Source organism: Nocardia sp. NPDC004722 (assembly GCF_053601505.1).
The window spans coordinates 1-20,060 of sequence record NZ_JBSGBY010000077.1 but is presented as its reverse complement, the minus strand read 5'-3'; the positions used below and the strand labels follow the sequence as shown (position 1 = coordinate 20,060).

The window sequence follows — 20,060 nt, the reverse complement described above, 5'->3', positions numbered from 1 at the left end:
GAACGACAAGGCCGACAAGGCCGACACGGACCGAGAGCCCGCACCACACGCGGGCCTGCCGAGCGATGCCGGGCCGGTCCCCGTACATCTGCCCGGCCCGCACGAGGGCGAGGCCCCTCGAAACCCGTCCGACAACCGCAGATCCAGCGTGCCCGCGGCCGCACCGGTCGGCGACTTCCACGGCGACGCCCGCCCGGCGGGTAAACCGTTGGAGCAGAAGTACGTCGACGGTCAGATCGACGACAACCTGCACCTGATCACCCCCGGGGACGTCGCCTTCAATCGCGACACCCGGGAGTTCGTGCTCCCCAACGGGGACAAGGTCAGCATCAAGATCGCCGAGACCGAGCCGCCGCCCGACGGCGGCAAACGCGATGTCGCCCAGATCCACGAGCGCGAGGGCGGATACGACATCCACCTCTCCCCGCGCGCCCGCAACGAGGACGTGGTGCGAGCCGTCGCGCACGAACTCGCCGAGATCAGGCTCTCGCAGGACGACGACATCCCGATCTCACGCCCGGACCTGCGCGAGGATCGCCCCGACGCCATGACCCCGCACCTCGCGGGCCGGTTCGCCGAGCTGAAAGTGCTGGCGGCGCATATCGACCGGGCCGTCATGGATCCGGCGGCCAAAGCGGAAGTCCTGCCGCGACTACGCAACGACCTGCACGACCTCACCCGGCAGCTCGGATTCCACGACCCCACGCACAAGGCCGTGGTCGAACAGCTACTGCACGATCATGATTCGGCCCTGGCCCAGCGAATAGGGCTGGAGGAACACGACATACTCGGTCACCGGCCGAAATTCGAGCCGTCACTCGACGAGCACACCTTCGAGCAGGGCGTGCGAGACCATCTCGACCAGCTCGAACAGCACCTCACCGGCCCGCACGCCCCCGACACCCTGCGCGCCGAGGAACAGGGTCTGCACGGCCGCATGCGCGAGGAACTCTCGCGGCGGATCTTCGACCCGATCTTCGATCCGGAGACCCGCACCGCCCGCAAGACCTGGGACGATCTGAACGACGCGCTGAATCCGTTGAGCGCCGTCATCAACGATCCGTCGCTGTCCCCCAGCCAGCGCGCGGACGCGCTGCACCAGGCCATCGAAGACTTCCGCGCGCACCCGGACATGACGCCCGAGGTCCGTGATGCCATCGGCGACAACGGCTTCCAGCACATGCACGATGCCGCGCAGGCGCTGGCCGACGCGCCGGACCACATCACCGGGGTGCTCGACACCAGCACCGGGCGCCTCACCATCGACGGCCGGGAAACCACGCTCGGCGAGTTCCTGCAGGGCATCGACCAGGCCAATCGCGGGGCCACCGAGAACGGGCTCAATGTCGAGTACACGGTGGTGCTGCACGACCCGGTCAACGGGCACTCGGCCGTGGAAGTCCTCCCCCGGCCCCGGCCGCAGCATCGGCTTCCGCTGGAGCAGAACCGCTTCGGGCCGAATCACGAGACGATCCCACGGGACCTGCGGCCGTCGGCTCCCGCGGCGGCCGAGGGCGGCCACACCATCGACGTGGGTGTCGGTCGTGGCGCGTACGCGGTCGAGCTCACGCCCGAAGCCGACCGGTCCCACGGCGGGCTGGTCCTCAAGACCGAGCTGGCCTCCGAAATGCCCGGCGCGGCACAGCGTCGCCGCGATCTCGGCATCCTCGACCCCGGTCCGCTCACCGAGCCGGGCACGGTCATGGTGTTCGCCGATCTGCTCAACAACGGCCATCTGCTCGGCGACGGGCCGGGCGGCGAGGTCGCGCGGATCTACATCAACAATGTGAGCGCGCACCTGGACCCGTCCGACTACCACGGCATGGCCGAACGCCTCGAAGCCGCGCTGAAACCGGGCGGGCGCGTGGAGATCCAGTGGGATCCGAAGCCCGAGAACACCGAGGGTCCGCCCAAGTATCGCGGGCACATCACCGGCCCCGAGCTGTGGCAGGCGATAAAGGACCGGTACGCGGGCCGCCCCAATCCGTTCCGGATCGTGGAGGAGACTACGTTCCCGGGCAACGGATTCCGCAACTACGACTACACGATCGACACCGGGGCCAGCAACAACCTCAACCGGGACCGGATGGCGGGCATCATCCCGCCGATACCCGAACACCGGATGGTCATCGCCTACGAGCCGCACGACGCGCACACCCAAACCCCGGTGCACGCACCCGATCCGGGCGGCACGATCACCCCGGACGAGCGGGATGTCAGGCGCAATGCCCTCCCGGACCAGTACTACCTCTACGGCGGCGACGAGGCCCGGCTCAAGAGCGGCCAGACCGGACCGCCCCTGCGCTGGGACGCGACCGCGGACCATGGGAACGGCGCCTGGGTCGAGCGTGAAGGCACGCTCGAGCCGACCCCGGACACACCCGATCATCTTCGCGACGACCAGAAGTTCATGCAGTACATCTACGAGGGTGATCGTCCGTCGTTCTCCGCGGCGACCAAGTATGCCGTCTATTCGGCTACCGAGATGAACGCGGACGGAACATACAAGTGTGCCGTATCCGGCAGGACCATTCCCGTCGTCACGGGATCCGACGGTCACCCGCAGTTCCACGAGGTGGTCGGCGGTCAACGCACCAGAACCACACCACCGGATTGGTATACCCGCGGCGAGAATCCCCCGAGCCCGCCGCACGACAAGTTCACCATTCCGGAGCCCAACAGCGCCCATATGGGCCATCTACCGGATTACGAATACTGGCGGCAACGCGAATATGCCCTGAACCACGACGGGACCGTCGAGCAGTTCGAGCGAGTATACGACGATCCGGGACATTACCGGCTCGAGCTGAAAGAGGAGAACGAAGGCCACGGGCACGAATCGATAGACCCCGGCTACGGAAAGTACCCCCAGCTCTATCGGACTCTGTTCCCGGGAGAAACGATCAAGCCCATCCCCGCGGCACCCCCGGATGACAGCGGAATCATCAAGGGCAGACGAAAACTTGGCGATCCACGACGATGATAGGCTCATACACCATGCCGGAAGACCCGCGATTCACTGGACTTCTCGAACATCTCGAGCGCCGTCTCGGACCTGTGCAGGCCGTCGAATCCGCGAATACCGATAACGGCAATCGCGGCTACGACCTGACGTTCTACCAGACCGAGGAGCCGCCCGTCACCACCGTGGTGACGAATGGTCTTCGGTTTCAGAGCATCACCTCGATGCTGCCCGAAGAATTGGTCTGCTCACTGCGTTCGGATCAGCAGCATATCGCCCATTATCTTGTCGACTCGATCGCATCCATGATCATCCGCAACCGCCGCGGGATGGAATACGGGTCGATATTCAAGAATGATCAGCCGATTGTCGAGGGAACCGAAATCGTCGGGGTCATCGCGCATGTGAACCCGACATTCGACCAAGGGTTCAACCTGTTCCCGGATGCGACCGCTCCGACCCTGCAGATAATCACCCTGGTGCCGGTCACCGGCCCCGAGATCGACTTCGCGAACAGCGAGGGCGAGGACAAGTTGTTCGAAGTGTTCTGGCTCAATCGAACAAATATCCTCGACATCCATCGCCGCTCGACCGTCTAGCCCTCCGGGCGTCAGAGGTTCATGAAGTCGGTCGAGCTGTCGACCTCGGCCTGACCGAAGGCATCGGCCTGGCTGCGCACCACCGCGGCCAGCTTGCGCAGTTCGTCCACGCCGGAACCGCCCTGCGTGACGAACGACCCGCCGACCGAGGTGAGTGTGTCGGCCGCGGCCAGCGAGACCGCGTCCGAGCCCGCGGCGGGCACCGAGAGGGCCTGCGAGTCCGCGCCCAGCGCGGTCTCCAGCCGGTCGGCCATGGCTTCCAGGTCGGCGGCGGCGGCCCGCACCGTCTCGGCGTCGAAACGCACACCGCCCAAGTTGAATTCGCTCATTGTCCCTCCCTTTCCGCGCGAATCCTACCGCGTCGGAGTGACATCCACCGACCGGGTTTCCGCATGATCTACCCGATCACTGTGCCGGGCGCGGTCCGTTGGTGCCGAACGCGCCGACCACGGGCACGCCGGTGTAACCCAGCTCGCCCACGACCTCGTCGCCGTGCTCGGCGGTGACCAGCTTGGTGCTCACTTCCTCGTCGGCGTCACCGGCCTGCGCGGACGCGCCGCCCATGGCGCCCATCGGCGGCACCATGCCACCGCCCATACCGCTCATACCGGTGCCGGGCATCGGCGCGGGCACGGGGACCGGGGCCGTGGGGGTCGCGCTCATGCTGCGGGTGTTCGACAGCTGGCTCAGCGGAGCGGGGGTCGAGGCGGGCATGCCCATGGGGGCCAGACCGCCGCCACCGGCGCCGCCGAACGCGGCCGAATCCTTCGATGCGACACTCGAATCGGCGTCCGGCACCGGCTGCACGTCCGTGGCCTGGCTGATCGACTGCAACTGCTGCAGCTGCTGCACGCCGGTGCTCGCCGCGCTGCTGATCGGTGAGATCATGCCCAGCAGCTGCGACACCTGAGACATCGCGTCCACGCCCTTCGGCGCGTTGGTGACCTTCACCTTCTGCCCGGCGGTGGTCATATTGGCGCTGTGCACGGCCATCTCGGTGCGCGTCTTGGCCACGTTCGCGGTCGCCTCCGCACCGGTCTCGGTGGCCAGCGACAACAGGAACGCCTGACCGGGCGGGGTCGCGATGAACGGCGCGGCCAGCGTGACACCGGTGACGAACTTGGTGATGATGGCCGCCATGGTGGCCGCGCCGGTGGCCACCGAGGTCGCCGCGCCCGCCATGACCGTCTTCTGGTGCGCGTTCTGCGCGCCGAGTTCGGCCGCGTTGCCCTGTGCCTCGGTGCCCTTCTCGGCCGCGCCGGTCGCGCCGGAACCCTGCCACTGGTTCGAATTGGCCATCGACATGACCGACTGAGCGATCGACATGATCTGCTGCAGCGCACTCGATACGCCCGAAAGCACCTGCGTGGCGTCCACGCCCTGGAGTTGACCGGTGCCGAAGGAGGAGGCCAGATCGGTGAGCGGCTTGGTGAGCGCGGTCAGATCCAGGGTGGGTAGCGGCGGCATGTCCGGCAGCGGGGGCACGCTCGGCAATTGCGGCAGGGCGGGGAGGCCGAGCGTCTGCAGGACGTCACCGACCGGACTGTCCAGCAGGGGCGCGAAGTTGGTGTCGCGCAGGGCATCCGCCACCGACTGGCCACTCGCCGCGGTGGGCGTGGCCGCGACGACCCCGCTCGAGCCCTCGAGGGGCGTACTCACCGGTCCCGCCTCACAGGTCCCGCGAGAGCGACACGAAGTCGACGCCCGAGGCCGCGTCGGTGGCCTCGTAGTCCGCGGCCGCCTCGTAGGCGGTGACGGCGGTGCCCGCGTGCACGGCGGCCAGCTCGGCCACCGAGGACAGGTGATTGCCTTGCGCGCCCGCGTAACTCAGCAGGAAGTCCTGACCGATCAGGCCGAAAACCGGGACCAATCCGGCGACAGTCACGGCCTGGTCGACAGCGGCGGCGCCGGCGACGGTGCCTGCCATGGCGGCGGACGCGTCCCCGTAAGCGCGAATCGCGTCCGGTGTGGCAACGAGATTGCTCATAAGACCCCCATCAGGAAGATCATTTCGAATCGAACTATACAGAGCGAACATTCGCCCGGCATAGCGAAGACCTTACGAACTGAAGCATGACACGGTGAACACCCGATGTTGCACAGGTTACCTGCGACCGCCCCGGATACCCTTGCGGCAGCATATTTTTCATCGCACTAGCGGATCTTGACATCCTTGGTCAGCCGACCGGCCGCATCCCAGCGTTTTCTGGTCAGCTGATCACCGTTCGCGTTCAGCACGACCTCCTCCGACATCTGACCGTTCTCGTGCCAATAGCGCCACTCGCCCACCGCGGCGCCCATGTCGGTGTATCCCTCGGCGCGCTTGTTGCCGTTGGGCCACCATTCCTGCTGCGGGCCGTTCTCGACGCCCTCGTAGTAGCTGGAGAGCTCCACCCGTTGGCCGTTCTCGGCGAAGACTTCGACCTCGCCGGTGTAGGGCGCGCCGTCGTAGCTGAGATAGCCGTCGTCGTCGTACGCCTGATCACCGCTGATTCGCATGATTCACTCCATCGCGGGTCGGATCGAACGGGAACACAGTAGCCGGAGTGGCCGGACTCAGATCGGCCGCAGCCAGCTGTCGGGTTCGGTCTCGTACTCCTGCTCCTCGACGTACTCCTGCCGGGTGACCTCCTCGGCGGTCGGCAGGCCGGTCAGGGCGAGCAGTTCGGGAGACAGACCGGCGGCCCGCAGTTGGGCGCGCCGCTCGATCCCGGCGCGGGCCGCGGACTGCCTGCACAGGCGCAGGATCTCCACGGCCAGCAATTCGGGGTCCTCGCGCAGGCGGTCGCGTTCCACCGAAATCGCCCGGGGCAGACCCTGTTCCGTGGTGGTCACCACGATCGAGCCGGTCCGCGAGGACAGGGTGAACTCGGTCGGGAAGTCCGGGGATTCCACGGGCACACCGTTCCCTTCACTCATCGGCTATCACCTGCACCACCTCGGCGATGTGGACATTGAGGATGTCCACCAGACGGCGGTGATCGGCGGCCGCGGCCACCGGGGGATGCTCGCCGGTGACCACGTAGCGGCCATCGTTCTCGAGGTCGCGCCACTGCATTCGGTATCGAGCGATGCCGCGCGGGCCGAAACGCGAACGGCCCTGCACCACATCGATGGTGCCCGTACTCGGGACGGGTGCGGCCAGGAAGTCGGCGGCGCGGGTCACCGTGGTGCCCTCCAATGTCTCGTGCGCGGGCGACATCCCGAATTCGTAGTCGACCTCTTCGACATCCTCGGTCTCGGCGAGCACCAGGTCACCGCCCTGTGCACCCGGGAAGTCGCGGCCCGCCGGGGTGTCCGGCAAGGCCGCCACCACCCGCTCGGCGAGCTCCTCGGCGTAGAACTCCGACAGCGTGAAACCGCTGCTGTGCCGGTAGGTTTCGCCCGGATGCTGCACCAGCAGATACCCGGCCTCGCCCGAGCGGACACCGAGCAGTCGGATGGTCGACGACGCCGAGAGGCGGTCCCGGCCGTCCCAGCCGTGCACCTCGACCCGCACCTCCGGCGCGCGCACGGCCTGCAGCACGTCCAGGTAGTCGAACTCGCGGTCGCGCAAGCCCTCGCGGGTGCGCGCCATATTGGCCAGATGGTCGTCCCACCATTGGGTGCGGCTCGCGAAGGTCAGCGGGACCGGCAGGGACTCCTCGCCCAGGCTCTGCCACACCGACAGCATCTCCAGATCGGTGAACTTCCAGGTCCGAAGCACCGATTCAGCCCTCCACCACGGGTTTCGCGACGATCGGCGCCGTGCCCATGGCCTCGTCCAGGTACTCGTTGGAGTCCAGGAACTCCGGCCGCTTGTGCTCCTTGCCCTGACCGCCGTGCGCACCGCCGCCACCGTGGCCCATGCCGCCCATGCCGCCGCCCATGCCACCCGCGGTGGTGGAGCCCGCGGCGACACCGGCGCGGGAGACACCGCTGATGCTGCCTTCCACTTCCTCCGCCACGGCCGCGCGCGGGAACAGGCGGGCGCTGGCCACATCGGCCAGGGGCTTGATCGGAGCGCCACCGCCCGGGCCGCCGCCACCGGGGGATCCGCCCAGCGGCTTCTTCAGATCGTCGAGCAGATTGGTCAGCGGGGAATCCTTCAGCGCGTCCTTGAGATCCTGCTGCTTCTTCTGATCGGTGCTCTGCGTGGACGCGCCGGTCAACGATTGCAGGGCGCTCTGCAGCCCCGAAAGCGCCGAGCTGCCACCGGAACTCGACGACGAGCTCGGGTTCGACGAATTCTGGTCCGTGCCGGTGGGATTCGTGCCGTTCGGATTCTTGCCGTTGGGGTCGGTCTTGTTTCCGTTCGGGTCCTTGCCGTTCGGATCCTTGCCGTCCTTGCCGGTCGGGTCCTTGCCGTCCTTGCCGGTGGGATCCTTACCGTCCTTACCGGTCGGATCCTTGGCGTCCTTGTTCTTGGGATCGTTCGCGCCCGGGTGGGTGCCGCCGGGGGTCTTGCCCGGTGTCTTGCCCCCGCCGCCACCTGATCCCCCGCCGGTGGGCGAGATCCGGCCGGTCGGGCCGCCCGACCCCGTATAGCCCCCGCCGCCACGGTAATCCGAGCGCCGATCGTCCGTGGTGGTCTGCGGGGGCGGCTCGGTCGGATCCACCAGAATCGGAATCGTCGTGCTGGAGTTGCCGATTCCCGGGATGTACCACGAGGTGAAGCCAGTGGTGCCGGTGGTGATGATGTACGTCTCGGTGGAGGTGCCCTTGTAGCTGTCATCCCAGTTCGTCGGCATGAACAACTTGGTCTGGTGTAGCCAGGTGGCGGTGTACAGCATGTTCTCGGCGACGGCCCAGAGGTCCGTGGAGAATTGCTTGCCCTGCGCCTCGAACTGCTGGCACGCCTTGATCGCGCTGTCGATGCCCTGGCCCGTCCAGTGGCCGTCGGACTCCAACCGTGCGACCGCTCCGGTCAAGGTTTCGAACGATGAGCCGATCACCTTCGCGATCCACTTCCACAGGGCGCTGCGATTGGCGATCGGCGTCGGGTCGATGCCCTGGCCCACCTCGTAGAACCACTTGCCGCCGTGATTGGCCGGGTCCTCGGAGCCGATCGCGTTCGTATAGCGACCCGACTTCTCCTGGGCGATCCGCGCCATCTCCCCCATGCCGTTGGCATCCGACGGCGCCGGCGTGGAGTCGCCCCACCCACTGTCGAGCTGCGTGGTGCCGTCCAACGGAATGCCGTCGAACTGCATGTCGATGACGGCCTGGGTCTTGATCTTGTCGAAGTCGGACTTCGACTGATCGTCGGTCTCGCGGTACGTCTTGCCCGCCGCCACGAAGGTGTCGCCCATGGCGTTCAGCAGCGAGATGTAGTCGTCGATGATCCCGCCGACTCGACCGCCCTCGTGTGCGAACCGATCCTGGAGATTCAACGCCGACTGCAGGACGCCATTGTTGCTGAAACCCGAGTACTGATTGAGCAGATAGGTGTAGCCCCTGGCCGCGCTCAGCGCGTTGATGGCCTCGGCGGCATACTTGGCGCCCGACTCGGCCGAGCCCGGATCGAGCTGCAGCCGATCGTGTTTCGCGTGCGCGTCCCGTGAAAGGTCGAGCCAAGGGTTGTCAACCATGTATCGCTCCTAACTCGACCGTGGCCTGCAAGATTACGGGTCGCAGCGACCGATTCCACATTCGTGAGTCTCACTTCATTGCGAATGTCTTTGGCGGAAGCGCTTTTCCAGCCCGGGCAGGTAGACCGAGGCGGGCATGCTGGAGGTGGTCGCCTCCACCACGCCGTCATCGGCGACATAGTGCAGCGCCCGATCCAGCACCGGCTCGTCGGCGTCGGCGGGCAGATAGACCATCCAGCCGACCGGAAGCCGTTCCGCCCGCAACTCATCCAGCGGATAGGCGGAGGTGTCGCGCCCCTCGGTACGCAGATGGTGGCGGACGGCGTCCAGCGCCTCCGCCTCCGGCAACGGTTCCGGGCCGATCCGCGCGATGCCCGCCATGGCCAGCTGGTAGTGGGCGGCGTCCAGATCCGGGGTCTCCCCGAAGGCCGCCTCCAGCACCGCCTGGGTGACATCGCGGCGCTCGGCGGCGGCGACGAATTCGGCTACCGCGGAACGCTGTTCGCTCTCCGGGTCCGCGCCGACCAGATCGGCGATCACACCCGTGACGGTGGCGGCGGTCCAGATGCCGGGCACGGCGGGGGCCAGTTCGGCGGCGACAGGCGACGCGCCGCGATACCAGCGGCCACGCTCCCACCAGTAGCAGAAGCTGAGCATGCCGCCGCTCGCGCGGGTGTTCAACACCGGGTTGGCGACCCATTCCGGGGCACCCGCGTAGAGATCCGGCAGCGCGGTGCCCGCGCGGTAGGCGGCCGCCAATTCCGTTGCGTTCCAGACACCTCCGGACAACACCGCGCGGCCACCGGGCAGCAGGTACAGCGACGAACCCGATCGCCGCGAGCCCTCGAACCAGCCGAACGAGGGCAGCACCCGCGGGCCCCATTCGGAGCCGACGGCCACGAACGCCGCGGCGATCGCGGCCCACCGTGACCACAGCACCGGCAGATTCGGGAAATCGTTCACCGAAACCGTAGGGAGATAACCCGATTCGCGATCCGCCCGGGCAGCGGCGGCGGCTTGGCGCGGCGTGCGCGACTGCCGGTCGTCGTGGCGCAGCATCGCGGCCAGCCAGGTGGGCAGCTCGTCACGGGGGTAGGCATCCAGGTCGGCCAGATAGTCCTGGGGCGCGAGCAGCTGGTCGGCGGGGAAGGGCTCGTCGCCGTAGTCGTGATCGACGTCGAGCTCGCCCGTCACGGTCAGACGCAGCTCCAGCCGCCACCACGGATCGCCGAGTTCGGCTGCCAGGCCGCGGTGTTCGGCCACCAGCGCCAGGATTTCGGGCGGGGCGGGCAGCTGGGCGCGGCGCTCGCCGTCATCGGCGTACTCGATACGGGCCCGGTGATCGGTCACCGTGAGCGAGAACGCGGCGTGTACGCGGGTCCAGCCCTCGGGGGCGCGCTCCCGCAGTTCCGCGGCGATGCGGTGCGCCAGGGCGCGGGCGCGCTGGGGAATGTCGGGTTCGGCGGCGGTCATGCTGAAACCGATGTCGGGGGCGGGGTCCGCGTCGACACCGATGACGGTGGCCAGGCCGTCGAAATCCGGTGCGTCCTCGGTCATTTCCGGGATGGGGGTCGGCGCGGAGGCAACAGCCGGGTTCGACTCTGGCGCGCCGACCGGGTTCGACTCGGGCAGGCCCGCACCCAACTCCGGTGCACCGGCCCGGTTTCCGTCATTCTCGTGTGAAATCGTCACGCGCTCTTCTCCGCCGTCAGCTCTGGCTCGACGTATCGAACTCGGCGATCCGGCGAGCCATCTCCGCACGCCAGCGTTCGGCATTGCTGCCGTCCAGCTGACCGGCGAAGGAGCGCTCCGCGGCGGCCACCATGGCATCCGGGACATCGGGGTAGGCGCGGGCGATCGCCCACAGGGCGTCCTTGGTGGGGGCGTCGAGACCGGTCTCGCTGCGCACACCGTTCCCCGCACGGGCAGCGGCCAACGCGGACTCGAAATTGTCACGCAACTGCTCGTCGCTCGGACGGCTACCCCGCACGTCGACCCTCCTCCTGTCGAAAACCAACCGTCAGCATCACATATCGCGCGTGACCGTGCGGTTGCCGAAATCAAAAAAATCGGCGAACTCACACGTCACGGGCCCACGATTATCCGAAAATGCCCGCCCGGCGCTCGGGATCGGCGAGCACGTCGCGGATCAGCAGGCCCAGGTCCGCATCGGCGGGCACGGTGCGATAGCGCACCTCGCACTGCGCGGCACCGGACACACCGACCAGCAAGCGGTTGTAGCCGTGCTGGGTGCGCTCCCAGAAGACGTCCGCGCCCAGGCGATCCACATCGAAGGCTTGATCACCGATGCGCAGCACCAGACCGGACTGGCGGTCGCGGTAGAAGATCACCCGCAGGCCCTCCAGGTTGTCGTACACGCCCGCCAGCGCGCCCGCGCCCACCGGGGTGGCGTGCAGGTCCCCGGTGTTCGGGTCCAGGGTCGCGAATTCGCCGTAGCCGGAATGGGATCGCAGGTAGATGGCGTGGCTCGCGGCGGACTCCGGTGCGGAGGCACGCGGGAATCTGCTCGCGCGGCCACGGCCCTTGTCCGCCGCGCCCGGCTGGCCACCGGGAGCACCGCCCATCGGGCCGCCGGGCGCACCTCCCATCGGGCCGGTCTGTGCGCCGTTGGCTCCGGCACCGTTCGAGACGCCGCCGTTCCAGTCGCCCGGAGTTCCGTTCGGCGCGAAACCGTTCGGCGGCAGGCCGTTCGGCGGGTGCGGCAGCGTTCCGTTGGTCGGGTACTGCGGGGCGCCGTTCGGCGCGCCCGGGTAGCCCGGTGCGTGCGGACCGTTCCCGTTGGGGCCCAACGGCGTCTGCGGAGTACCGCCGGGCTGATACTGCCTGCCGGACGGGTCCTGCGGCATGCCGTTCGGGTAGTGCGGTGCGCCGGACGTGTTCGGCTCCGAGTTACCCCACGGAGTACCCGGAATCTGCGGCCAACCATTGCCATTGGCGCCACCCGGATACTGCGGCCAGCCGCCGGGCGGCGTGACCGGAGGCGTCGGGATGTAGGGCGGTGCGGGGACATAGGGCGGCTGACCCGGCGGGGTCGGATACGGCGGCACCGCCGGAGCCGACGGCATCTGCGGCGCGCCCGGCGCCCCACCCGGATAGCCGGGAGCGCCCGGATAGTTCGAGCCACCGGGGTAGTTCGAGCCGCCCGGGTAGTTCTGGCCGCCTGGGTAATAGGGTCCGGGGTTGTACGGGCCCGGGTTGTGCGGTCCAGGGTTGTTCGGCCCGGGATCGTTGGCGTCCGGCGGCAGCGACCAGGGCGCGGCCTGCTGCGACGGCTGCGGCGTGTACTGCGGGAACGTCGGATTGAACGGATGCACCGGATGCGGCACATGCGACCGCCAGCCCGGGTTCCGGAACCGGTCCTGCTCGTCGCCGGGCTCGGCCACACCCGAATCATCGTGCGGCGGAGCACCATTCGACCCGTCATTGCCGGTGCTCGGTTCGGTCGGCGACTGCTCCCCGATCGGCTTGACCAGTCCGACGCGTGTGCCATCCTCCGAACGGCCGTCACCCTCCTGGCTGCCGACTTCCTCCTGTCGAGGCGGAACGACCGGCCGGGGCAGCGGCCCGGTCCGCTGCCGCTCGCGCGGAACCTCCTGCGTACCAGCCTCTTCGGAACCGTCCAGCGGCCGAGTGACCGGCCGAGGCTCACGAGCGGGCCGCGGCTCCGACGAGTTCTGGCTCTCCGACTCGTCGGAGTTCTTCCGTGCCCTGGCATCCTCGGAGGCGGCCGCCGAGTCGGTGGGCGGAGTGGTGTTCCGGGTCGGGGGTGGGGGCGTGGGGGTGTGCGCCGCGGGCGAGTTGTCCGAGGGGGTGCGGGGCGGGGTCGTGGTGGATTGCGGCGCGTTCGGATCGTGCGGGGGCCGGACCTGGTGGACGGTGATGGTGCCGTCGTCGGCCACGCGGACGCGGTGGTATTCGATCTCGGTGCCCTGGGCCGCGAGGGTGGCGCGGATGTCGTGGCCGACGACGATGCTGGGATCGTCCAGCGGCGAGACGACGATGACCTTCGGGGGGTTGCCGGCGAAGCCGACGCCGGGACGGATCACGCGGTTGGTGGTGGCTCGCAGGACGTCGTCGGAGGCCAGCATGTGGGCTTGCTCGCGCGCCTGCATCGCGGTGCGGACCTGCTGGTGGTGCAGGGTGAAGTCGCGGCCCGCGATCGCGCGCATGCGGCCGAGCTGGCCGCCCCGGCGAATCGCCTCGGGCCGGTCGACCTCCATGTAGCGGGCCAGCGCACCCGGCTCGTTCGGGTCCGGATTGTGCTGCATCACCGCCGCGACCCGCGCTTCCTCGACGGTGAGCGCGTCGGCGACGGCACGTTCCAGCGCCCGCGCCGACATCCCCGCCGGATCGATCCGCAGGGCGCGCGCCAGGTTGTCCAGCGACGTGCGAGTGTGTTCGGCCCCTTCCCACGCCGCCCGCGCCTGCCCGGCCAGCTCGGTGATCTGAGCCCGCACCTCCCGGTCCGCCGGAACATGCTCCACGGCAGGCCCAGCCGCAGGCCACTCCCCCGCCGACTCCGAACCCTCCTGCACCACCGCCGAATTCGCCCCGGCCGCGTGCCCCTCGGCCAGATTCCGCGCCTCCGCAGCAGCGACCCGAGCCGTATCCGACTCCCCCGCAGCGCCCTTGGCCGGATCCTGCTCATGCCCGACAGGCTGGGCCGGGGCCTGCTCCTTCACACCCGACTGGACCGGAGCCTGCTCCTTCACCGCCGACTCAACCGGAGCTTGCTCCCTCACGGCCGACTGGGCCTGAGCTTGCTCGTTCGCGTTGGGCTGGGCCGGAGCTTGCTCCTTCACGGCAGGCTGGACTGAAGCCTGCTCCTTCGCGACGGGCTCGACCGGGGCTTGCGCATTTTCGGAAGGCTGGGCCGGGGCCTGCTCCTTCACGGGGGGCTGGGCCGGGGTGGGTTCTTTCGCGTTGGGGGTTGGTTCGGTCGGGGGGCGGTGGGGTTGGGTCTGGGTGGGGGTGGGTGCGTCGGGGTCGTGGGGGCGGACGGGTTGGGTGGTGATGGTGCCGTCGTCGGCGACGTGGAGGTGGCGGTAGTCGATCGGGATGTTCTGGGCGGCGAGGCCGTCGCGGATGGTTTCGCCGAGGACGAGGCCCGGGTCTGCGAGGTGGGTCACCACGACGACACCGGCAGGGTCTCGGGTCAGGCCGACGCCCAGGCCCATGCGCTGGGCGGTGGTGTTGGCGATGATGTCCTCGGCGGCTTTGTGATTGGCCGCTTCACGCAGGTGGAAGGCTTCCTCGGTGTGGGCGCGGTGGGCGGCGACGTGCGTGCGCATCTCGCCGTGGAGGGCCTTCAGCACCGGCATGCGGGCCTCGGCGGCGGCGACCTTCGCCCAGTACTCCGCGTGCGCCGGACCGGTGACGCCCTTGCCTGCCAGCCAGCTCTCGATATCGGCCATCTCGGCGGTGTACGCCTGCCGGACGACGTCGGCCACCTGGTTCGGGGACATGTCCGCCAGCTGCCGGTCCAGCGCGTCGAGCCGCTCCGCGCGCTGTTGCGGCGTCAGGGACTCGTCGTTGCGCAGCCCGTGCGCGACCATGTCGTGCGCCTGCTGACGCAGGGCCTGATGGGCGGCCGCGGCCGCGTGGTCCTCGTCCACCGCGTGCTGCATGAGCTCGGTGATCTCGGCCTCGACCCGCGCGTCGGCCGGGACATGCTGCTCGGGCGGGCCGACCGGCTCCCAGCCCTCGGCCAGGTCCGAACCATGCTGGGCGGCAAGAGGATCCGCTGCGACGGGATCGAGGGCGGCCGGATGAACGACGGCGGTGTCGTTCGCACCACGCTCCTCGACCGGCTGCTGCTGCGGCTGCTCGACTGGTCGCTGCTGCGCCTCAGCTTGCTGCGGCTTGGCCTGCTGCTGCGGCTCGGATCGGTTCTGCTCCGGTTCGGACGGCGACTGCTTTTGCGTTGTGCCGGGGTCGGTTTCGTGCACCGTGGTGGTCGACTCGCGGGGTTTGGCGTACGCCTCGCGGGGGTCCGGGGTGGGGGTCGCGGCGTTGTGGCCGCCCGAACCGGGTTGGTTCGGGGTAGGGGTGGCGGGGGTGCCGGACGGGTCGCCGGGGTCGGCTTCCGGGGGCTTGCGGTAGGACTCGCGAGGATCGGGGATCGGGTCGGGCGGGGTGTGGGCGTTGATGAAGTCGGCGAAATCCTCTGCGCGGCCCAGGGATTCGGTGGCGATGCGCAGGGCGGTGACCGCGCCGTGCGGGTCGCCGTTGGGGTGGCGGGGTGCGGCGGCCTCGAGGGCGTCGAGGGTGGCGGGGGTGAGGTCGTCGCGGGCGGCGGTGAGGCCGGTTTCCTCGGTCAGGCGGGTGAGGGCCTGGTCGACGGCGGCACGGGCGTTGTCGACCGCGCGGGCGGCGGCGGCACGCGGGGTATCGGCGGCGATGGCGGCGTCGACCTCGAGATGCTCGCGCTGCGCCTCCCAGCGAGACATCCGGTCCTGGGCTTCGCGCTGGGCGTCGGCGTCGCCCGCCGCCGTGGCACGGGCCAGATCCTGCTGTGCCGCGGCGAGTTCGCGGTCGGCACGCGCCTTCGGCGCCTCGGCGGCGCGGGCACCCTCGGCCGCGTCGTGCTCGGCGCCGGCGAGGAATTCCTGGGCGGATTCGTAGCGGTGCACGGCGTCGCGGATGGAGGTCAGCTCGGGCGTCCAGACACCGCCGCCGTCGCCGGGCAGCCGCGACATCCAGTCGATCTGCTGGATGACCTGGTCCAGGTCACCCGAGTGCCAGCCCACCGCCGAGGCATCCACGGCGTTCGCCAGATCGGCTCGGGCACTGTCGACTTCACGCTGCCAGACGTCGACGGGCGTCTCCGCCGGACCCGCGGCGCCCTCCACCGTCGTGCGCAGCGCCGACTCCAGATCCCGGACCCGCTGATCGGCGCGGTTGTATTCGCCCGCCGCCCGCTCGAGCTCGCCGATCCGCGTCTCGTAGTCCGACAGGTGACCGCCCTCCTCGGCGGTGCGGGTACGCAGGTATTCGACGGTCCCGTTCAAGTGTCCCGGCGTCAGGTCGCTGTCCACCAGTGGCCGGTTGTCCTGCAACCACATTCGATCCTTGGCCCGCTCGCGGCCGTCGTGCGCGAGCGCCAGGTCATGGCGGGCCGCGGCCAGGTCGGCCGCCAATTCCCCTGGCGTGCGCGGCAGTTCGGGCGGACGCCAGGGCTCGGTGAGCTTGTTGTGCTCGTCCGCCAGCCGCTGCAGGGCGTCGATATCGGCCTCGCGGGCAGCCACTTCCGCGCGCATGCCCTTGATCAGGCCATCCAGCTCGGCGGGCTTGGGCCGCTCGTGCTTCTCGATCTTGCCGTCGCGGTAGACCTCGTACACCTGGGCCGAACGGGCGTGGCGGACCTGCTTGACCACCTCGTCGAGCTCGTCCTGCGACAGCGGCCGGTGACTCGGCCCCGGATCTTCGCCGCGCAGCACGTGCCCCAGCTGCTCGGGCGAGAGCCGGTCGTGCAGATGCTTCAGATTGTCTCGATACAGCTTGACCATGCGGTCCACGTCGTGGACGTCGACACCCAGCAGCTGCGACCAGACTCCCGCCGCCCGCGAGGGGTTGTCGGAAACCGGTGGCTCACCGAGGGATTCGCTCATCAGGCGCTTCAGGATGGCCGGCGCCTTCTCGTCCCCGATGGCGACCACACCGTCCGCGGCCCGCGGATCGCTGTACTCGTCGTAGCGCATGCCCGCCCGGAACGGATCCAGTTCGGCCAGCGTGTGCGCGTACTCGGCCAGTGCGGCCAGCAGTTCCGGGCGATCACCCGAACGCTTCAGCACATCGTTGATCGCGTGCAGCAGCGCCTTGGGTTCGACGCTCCCGGGATCCGGCCCGTAGCCGACGATCTTGCCTTTTTCCTTGATATAGCCCTTGCTGTACAGCTCGGCGGGATCGATCCCGAGTCGGCGCGCCAGCCGGTCCCGTGCCTCCAGCACCGCCTTCTCATCGTTGTTCTTGCGCAACACCTCCGCGTAGTCGAGCAGATCCTCGATGCGCTGCATCCGGCGCACGCGGTGTACGCTCGGATCACCCATCGCCTCGGCCAGCTTCTGCGGGGTCAGCTCGTCGGGGTGCAGGCCCAGGGTGTGCGCGAGATTGCCGAGCCGCTGATCCAGATCGTGGAAGTTGTCGATGGCGTCGCTGCTGCGGATGAAGTCGGCCATGCCCTCGATCTGCGCCGCCCGCAGGGCATTGTCGTGGCGCAGCGCCTCGATGGTCGCCGCCAGCTGATGCGGTTCCGGCCCGAGGTCCATGGTGTAGACCGACAGCCGCTTGGCGACCGCATTACGTTCGTTCCGAACCACATCCGGGTCACGGGGCACGGCACCGGCCGGGTCCGGGGTGTGCGCCGGGACGGCCGCGTCGTGCTCGTGCGGCTGAACCACCCGCCACGGTTCGGTGCCCTCGCGCACCATGAGCACCGGGGTGCGCTCGCCGTTGCTTTCCAGCTCGTGGAAACGGGCCTGCGGCGGCAGCGCCTCGCGAACCACGATATGGCCCGCGTCATCCGTGCCGATGACACGGTAATCCAACTGCAGCTCACCGCGATTGAGCATCTCCCCCAGATCGGGGTGAGCGGCCAGCGCCGCGGCCAGGCGGGCGTCATGATCGTCGTCGCTGCGGATCACGACCAGGCGGTTGGGGTCACCGGGATGCTCGCCCGGCCGCACCCCGACACCGTCCTCGAGCATGGTGCCGCCGCGCGCCTCCAGCCAGGCGTGCGCGGAACGGTCGCCGAGCTGCCCGACCTGGTCCCGGGCCGCGCCGTCCAGATCGATGAAATGCTCTGTCGCCTGGGTGAATTCGAGCAGTTTCGCGGCATCGTCGCGGACCTGCATGCGCAGATCGGCGATGGTGTGCTTCAGCTGATCCGGATTGTGCTCCGACGGCACCAGATCGCCCAGATCGACTCCGAGCAGCTGCGCCCAGTTGGAGCGCTCCTCGCGAATCTGGTCGCGCCGCAACGCATCCTCGAAGAGCTCGCCCTCTTCGCTCTGCATGAAACCGGGTTCGGGATCGTCGAAGTGACGCGCCCACTCGCCGCCGTTGTTGACACCGGGATGATCCAGCGCCGTGACGCGAGGCTTCTTGGGCTGATAGGCCCGCGCCTGGATATCGTCGGGCGCCCCGATGCGCTCCCGGCGGATCGCCGCGCGCTTGGCGCGGTACTCCAGCTCCTTGACCTCGCGGTACTCGCGCACATACCGGCCCAGCGGATCCTTGTCGTTGATGCCGACATCCCGGAACGGAACCAGCGCGTCCTCGACATTGAAACGCTCGGCGGCGTCCCGCAGCGCCTCGATGGCACCGGCGCGGCGCATGAGCTCGTAGGTGGCCTTGTCGACCGCCTGGCGCAGGGCGGCGGGGTCCTCGCTGGTGAGGTCGATACCGTGGCGGGCGGCCAGCTGCACCAGATCCGTGAGGGCGGCATCGCGGGCCTCGATCGCCTCGGCCACCGGCTGTGGCACATCGGCGGCCAGGCGGTGCTCCGGCGGGGCCTGCAACTCGGGATCGCGACGCGGCGGCGGCGGGGTTTCCTCGTAGGTGTCGGGGTGGCTGAGCCGGAAGAGGGCGACGCTCTCCGCGTGCTCCGCCATCTCCGCCGCGCTGTGCGTGCGGTTGGGCTCGGTGTTCCAGGGCTGGTATTCGCCGCCGTCGCGGGTCCGCATCGGGCGGATGTCGGCCGAGACGTCGGCGATCTTGCGGGTCAGGTGCTTGAGCAGCGGCATCTGCTCGCGCACCTTGAGGATGGTCGCGACTTCCTTGACGATGCGCGCCGGGTTGATCTTGATGGAGTGCCAGTCCTCGTGAACCAGACGACCGCCGAGCTCGATCAACGCCTGCTGTCCCTGGCCGTCGAGACCGGAGCCGGACGGGTATTTCGGTGTGTGCGGGTCGAATCCGCCCTTGAGACGGTTCCACAGCCAGCGCACCAGACCCGGCTTCTCGGTCTCCGGGACCGCCACGGTCTTCTTCGCTGCGGTGGGCAGGCCGGGACGGTCGACCACCTCGACATGCCGATTGCCCGCCGCGTCCTCGGTCACCTTCAGGTGTACGCGGCGGCCCTCGGACTCCAGCACCAGATGCTGACCCTCGGCCGGATCCGGAACGTGATGGACCGCCGCCATCAGATCCGCGACATCCGCTGCGCGGCGCAGAGTCTCGGCGCGCAACTCGTCGAGCGTGCGGGCGGCGTGCTCGGGCTGCACCAGGGCCGGGTCGACCCCGAGCAGGCGGGCCCACTCGTCGCGAGCCTCGGCGAGTCGCTGGCGATCACGCGGGTAGGAGTGCTCGTGCAGATCGATGACATTGCGCAGCGCTTCGACGGCACCGGCGCGCAACAGGTTTCGGTACTGCAGGTCGCCGACGACCTCCGAGAGCCGGGCGGGGTGCAGATCCTCGGGGCGCAGGCCCAGCCGGTCGACGAGTTCCTGGCGCAGCTCGTCGAGCGTCAGGGTGCGCGGTTCCCCGTGTGCCACCGGGTGATTCGCGTCCGACCAGGGCTCCAGCCCGAGATGGGACGGCTGCTCGCCGGGCACCGGCTCGGAGCGGCGGGGCGCGAACCGCTCCCGGTTGTCCAGCCTGCTGAAATCCTCGGGGCGGGGAGTACGCGGCGGCACACCCCGGTCGGGATCACCGAAATTGCCGTGCGCGCGGGCGTTCTCGGCGACGTCGCGGAAGGCCGCGAGCGGATCGCGGTTGCCCAGCGCGCGATCCAGGCCGAAGGCTTCGCGCAGCTGATCGCCGTAGGCGCGCTCCTCCGGGGTGTGCTGGCGCAGGCTCGGCGTGGCGCCGCTGCGGCCCAGATAGTCCGCGACCGCGTGCATCGCCGCCGACGCCGCGACCGGATCACGCGGCACGAGTACCGGATCCGCGCCCGGATGCGGAATGGCG

The 20,060-nt window shown here is 69.2% G+C and carries 12 protein-coding genes; 2 read left to right on the top strand and 10 right to left on the bottom strand.

Annotated elements, in window-relative coordinates:
* Positions 1-2,983: GH-E family nuclease (locus tag ACWELQ_RS10900; RefSeq protein ID WP_452396837.1), on the top strand; the 2,983-nt coding region annotated here is incomplete at its 5' end.
* Positions 2,984-2,997: 14 nt separating this feature from the next.
* The gene (locus ACWELQ_RS10895; protein ID WP_452396836.1) at positions 2,998-3,561 is read left to right on the top strand and encodes a suppressor of fused domain protein; all 564 of its coding nucleotides are present in this window, start codon (positions 2,998-3,000) and stop codon (positions 3,559-3,561) included.
* Between the two features lie 11 nt (positions 3,562-3,572).
* Here ACWELQ_RS10895 and ACWELQ_RS10890 read toward each other — a convergent pair whose 3' ends face one another.
* The 10 genes from ACWELQ_RS10890 to ACWELQ_RS10845 all read right to left on the bottom strand — a co-directional run bounded on the left by ACWELQ_RS10890 (position 3,573) and on the right by ACWELQ_RS10845 (position 20,026).
* On the bottom strand, positions 3,573-3,890 hold the full coding sequence (locus tag ACWELQ_RS10890) for a PE family protein (RefSeq protein ID WP_452396835.1): 318 nt from the start codon (positions 3,888-3,890) through the stop codon (positions 3,573-3,575).
* 76 nt (positions 3,891-3,966) lie between these two features.
* Positions 3,967-5,220 carry a hypothetical protein gene (locus ACWELQ_RS10885; RefSeq protein WP_452396834.1) on the bottom strand — a complete coding sequence of 418 codons (1,254 nt, stop codon included), beginning with the start codon at positions 5,218-5,220 and terminating at the stop codon, positions 3,967-3,969.
* A gap of 10 nt (positions 5,221-5,230) precedes the next feature.
* Positions 5,231-5,548, bottom strand: a complete 318-nt coding sequence (locus ACWELQ_RS10880; RefSeq protein WP_452396833.1) for a type VII secretion target — start codon at positions 5,546-5,548, stop codon at positions 5,231-5,233.
* Between the two features lie 167 nt (positions 5,549-5,715).
* Positions 5,716-6,060, bottom strand: a complete 345-nt coding sequence (locus ACWELQ_RS10875) for a toxin-antitoxin system YwqK family antitoxin (RefSeq protein WP_452396832.1) — start codon at positions 6,058-6,060, stop codon at positions 5,716-5,718.
* Between the two features lie 57 nt (positions 6,061-6,117).
* A complete protein-coding gene (locus tag ACWELQ_RS10870) occupies positions 6,118-6,480 on the bottom strand; it encodes a hypothetical protein (RefSeq protein ID WP_452396831.1) in 363 nt (120 codons plus the stop codon).
* Positions 6,473-7,267 (bottom strand): ESX secretion-associated protein EspG, encoded by a 795-nt coding sequence (locus ACWELQ_RS10865; protein WP_452396830.1) that lies wholly within the window; start codon positions 7,265-7,267, stop codon positions 6,473-6,475. Before ACWELQ_RS10865 ends, ACWELQ_RS10870 begins: the two co-directional genes overlap by 8 nt.
* Before the next feature lie 4 nt (positions 7,268-7,271).
* Positions 7,272-9,131, bottom strand: coding sequence for a hypothetical protein (locus tag ACWELQ_RS10860; RefSeq protein ID WP_452396829.1), 1,860 nt, complete (start codon positions 9,129-9,131; stop codon positions 7,272-7,274).
* A gap of 75 nt (positions 9,132-9,206) precedes the next feature.
* On the bottom strand, positions 9,207-10,823 hold the full coding sequence (locus ACWELQ_RS10855; protein ID WP_452396828.1) for a hypothetical protein: 1,617 nt from the start codon (positions 10,821-10,823) through the stop codon (positions 9,207-9,209).
* 16 nt (positions 10,824-10,839) lie between these two features.
* Positions 10,840-11,121, bottom strand: a complete 282-nt coding sequence (locus ACWELQ_RS10850; protein WP_452396827.1) for a hypothetical protein — start codon at positions 11,119-11,121, stop codon at positions 10,840-10,842.
* A gap of 109 nt (positions 11,122-11,230) precedes the next feature.
* The gene (locus ACWELQ_RS10845) at positions 11,231-20,026 is read right to left on the bottom strand and encodes a hypothetical protein (RefSeq protein ID WP_452396826.1); all 8,796 of its coding nucleotides are present in this window, start codon (positions 20,024-20,026) and stop codon (positions 11,231-11,233) included.
* Between the last annotated feature and the right edge of the window lie 34 nt (positions 20,027-20,060).

Bases quoted from the DNA above. Each gene is read 5' to 3' on its own strand.
- ACWELQ_RS10895 (WP_452396836.1), top strand. From the start codon at position 2,998: ATGCCGGAAGACCCGCGATTCACTGGACTTCTCGAACATCTCGAGCGC.
- ACWELQ_RS10890 (WP_452396835.1), bottom strand. From the start codon at position 3,890: ATGAGCGAATTCAACTTGGGCGGTGTGCGTTTCGACGCCGAGACGGTG.
- ACWELQ_RS10870 (WP_452396831.1), bottom strand. From the start codon at position 6,480: ATGAGTGAAGGGAACGGTGTGCCCGTGGAATCCCCGGACTTCCCGACC.
- ACWELQ_RS10875 (WP_452396832.1), bottom strand. From the start codon at position 6,060: ATGCGAATCAGCGGTGATCAGGCGTACGACGACGACGGCTATCTCAGC.
- ACWELQ_RS10860 (WP_452396829.1), bottom strand. From the start codon at position 9,131: ATGGTTGACAACCCTTGGCTCGACCTTTCACGGGACGCGCACGCGAAA.
- ACWELQ_RS10880 (WP_452396833.1), bottom strand. From the start codon at position 5,548: ATGAGCAATCTCGTTGCCACACCGGACGCGATTCGCGCTTACGGGGAC.